Genomic DNA, 3483 nt, shown 5'->3' with positions numbered 1-3483 from the left:
GGTATTATACTTTCCTGAAAAAGTATAAAATCCATCGGGAGTTAACCGGTATTCCAGTGCAACAGACTTTTGAGTCTCTTTTTCATAAGTATTTGGAATGCTTTCAGTTATATAACCATGAATGGTACTGATAGCAATTTTTTTATCTCTGACAATCACCTCCCGGCTACCTTCATATTTCCATCTGATCTGAGAAATATCTGCACCCGGATGAACTATAAAATTAAACTCCACAGGTTTTTCATTCCTCCTGTCTGCAACAAACTCAAGGTCTATTCCCGGATACAGGTCTTTATAGGTTATTTTGTGATAATGCCTGACAAACAAAATCCCTTCCTCAGGAGTAGCAGTTGTATAGTAATTCAGATAGTCCTGTCCCGGATCCCCCGTTATCATTTGCGGTGAAGCATTTGCTCCTTCAAACCTGATGTCGATACGGTGAAAAATACCTATTCTTTCAAAAGAATCGGAATGTTCAGGATGACCGGGAACCGGTATCCAGTTTTCCTTTCTTTTCTTTTCAATGACATAGGCATCATAACTGAAACTGTTTTGTTTCAACTGCACATTTAATCCTTGTAGATTTAAAAGAAACTTTACCTCAGGATTGGGCTGGTTATTCTGATCAATGATCTGACCTTTGTTTTCAATAAAGCCGGTCTGTGAATAACCCCAATGCAGATTCATACAGGTAATCAGCACTACTTTAATAAATAATTTGCTGAATTTCATGTTTATACAATCTTTCATACGTTTTGTTTTAAAGGTGTTTTTAAGCAATATTCTTGTTTTTCTGATCAATTCTTGATTTTTACTTATTCAATGGGGGAATACTGATTAAACAATGGCTTCTCAAAATCATGGAATCGTATATCTTCAATGAAAAATAATGAATAGGAAAAAAACCTGATAAGAAAGGAGTTTTCATGGTTTAAAATTTCTTCAAAATTATAACCGAATTATTTTTTTCATCAAAAAATAGTTTCTGTAAATTTTTTTAAATTTTAAGCAGGGATGATTTTTCTTTAACTGTCCTATTAAAAAATGTAAAATCCGGGAAGGAAAGGTTTTTTTTCAGGTATGAACAATGATTTTATTTTGCTGACATTAATAAGTAACCTTCTCACTGGCTGATGAAAAATAAGACAGATTTATAAAATTTGCAAAGTTTTAAGGGAATATTAGTCTCAAAACTACTGAAATTCATGAACATTTCAAAGCACAGGTTTTGACCTGATAATAAGTCCCATCGATAACCTGGATATTTGAAAATTATTAAATTTGCCCATTCAAGTTGCATGTTAAATTGATTTAAAAGCTTTTGCCTTTGCAAAATCTGAAATTAATGATGAACTATTTACTATTCGGAAGAGATAAAGTTTTAGCTTCAACCTTACAAAACAAATAAAATTGCAAAAGTTAACGAACCAACGAACTAATAAAAAGCTTATACGCAAAGTGGCACACCAACACTGCCGTTAGGTTGGTTTGAAGTTGCACGGCAACCCGGTATCTATCTGGAATAATCCTTTAGTAAAATTAAAAGTGCTTTAATTAACTCAGTCACCATCAGGAATATGTATTTTTGTTAACTATTTTTATCAATTAAAGAATGAATAAAAAGACACTTTCAGAAAGAGATATTTGTACCAAGTTTATCACGCCTGCTTTGGAAAAGGCAGGTTGGGACAAGCAGTTGCAGATATTAGAAGAAGTGTCTTTTACGGATGGCAAGATTTACGTGAGAGGAAAATTAATAGCAAGAGGGTCCCGAAAAAGGGCAGACTACATTCTATATTATAAACCAAATATACCAATTGCTATAATCGAAGCAAAGGATAATAATCATTCTGTCAGATCTGGTATTCAGCAGGCATTGGAATATGCTAAAATACTGGATATTCCTTGTGTGTTCAGCAGCAATGGTGACGGCTTCTTATTTCACGACCGTACTGCAACAGACGAAAATATTGAAACGGAAATCACTTTAGACGAATTCCCTACGCCAGAACAACTTTGGCAGAAATACAAAAAGTATAAAGGCATTGAAACACCCAAGGCGGAAATAATTGCTGTACAAGATTATTATTTTGACGGTACTAATCGCAAACCAAGATATTACCAACAGATTGCGGTAAACAGAACCGTTGAAGCCATTGCCAACGGACAGAACAGAATTCTGATTGTGATGGCAACAGGAACAGGTAAAACTTATACAGCTTTTCAAATCATTTACCGTCTTTGGAAAAGCGGAACTAAAAAACGTATTCTTTTCTTAGCTGACCGAAATGCCCTGATTGATCAGACACGCAGAGGGGATTTTAAACATTTCAAGGAGAAAATGACGGTTGTAAAACACCGCATGGTAGATAAAAGCTTTGAGATTTATTTGGCGCTTTATCAAGGATTATCCGGCAATGAAGAAGAGAAAAATATTTACAAACAATTCAGGCCTGATTTTTTTGACTTGATTGTTGTAGATGAATGCCATAGAGGTAGCGCAAGAGAGGACAGTGCCTGGCATGAAATTTTAACCTATTTTAAAAGTGCCACTCACATTGGATTAACAGCTACTCCAAAAGAAACAAATGAGGTTTCAAATATCGAATATTTCGGTGAACCCATTTATACATATTCGTTACGACAGGGCATTGATGATGGATTTCTTGCACCTTATAGAGTAATTAGAGTTACCTTAAATGTAGATGCTGAAGGTTGGAGGCCTGAAAAAGGCAAAACCGATATTTACGGAAACGAGATTGAAGACCGCATTTATAACCGAAAAGACTTTGATAAAAACCTGGTAATTGAAGAAAGAACAGATTTGGTTGCCCAAAAGCTAACGGAGTTTTTAAAGGGTTACGACCGCTTCGCTAAAACCATTGTGTTTTGTGTGGACATTGACCACGCTGAACGAATGCGGACTGCAATAGCCCGACACAATCCGGATTTGGTTGCCGGGAATTATAAATACGTCATGCAGATTACAGGCGACAATGACGAAGGCAAACGGGAATTAGACAACTTCATCAATCCCGAAGAAAAATACCCTGTTATTGCAACTACTTCTGAATTGATGACCACAGGGGTGGATGCTCAAACCTGTAAAGTGATTGTATTGGATAGCAACATACATTCAATGACCAAGTTCAAGCAGATTATTGGCAGAGGAACACGTATCAATGAAGAATATGATAAACTGTATTTTACTATTCTGGATTTCAGAAATGCAACCGACCTGTTTGCCGACCCGCAATTTGACGGTGATCCTATCAGAATTAAACCGGCTACAGAAGAAACTGACTTAGGCAGCATTGTGGAAGAGGAAGAAGAAAACACTGAACCAATTATTGACATTGAATCGGGTGAAGAAATTGATTTTAATCCTCCTGAAATACATTATCCTGAAATTGAGTTCCCTGTAAAAACTGCTAATGAGCCTAAAGAAAAGGTATATGTAAACGGTGTGGACGTTTCCGTTTT

The 3483-nt window shown here is 35.9% G+C and carries 2 protein-coding genes; one reads left to right on the top strand and one right to left on the bottom strand.

Features of this window, described 5'->3' with window-relative positions; genetic code table 11:
• Positions 1-750 (bottom strand): hypothetical protein (locus GX437_05685; protein NLJ07143.1); only part of this gene is annotated, 750 nt, incomplete at its 3' end.
• 862 nt (positions 751-1612) lie between these two features.
• Between GX437_05685 and GX437_05680 the strand changes: the two genes are divergently transcribed.
• Positions 1613-3483: DEAD/DEAH box helicase family protein (locus GX437_05680; protein NLJ07142.1), on the top strand; the 1871-nt coding region annotated here is incomplete at its 3' end.

Source organism: Sphingobacteriales bacterium (genome assembly GCA_012517435.1).
Classification (GTDB): domain Bacteria; phylum Bacteroidota; class Bacteroidia; order CAILMK01; family JAAYUY01; genus JAAYUY01.
The sequence above is the reverse complement of the archived record's forward strand: the minus strand, read 5'-3'. Positions and strand labels throughout refer to the sequence as shown.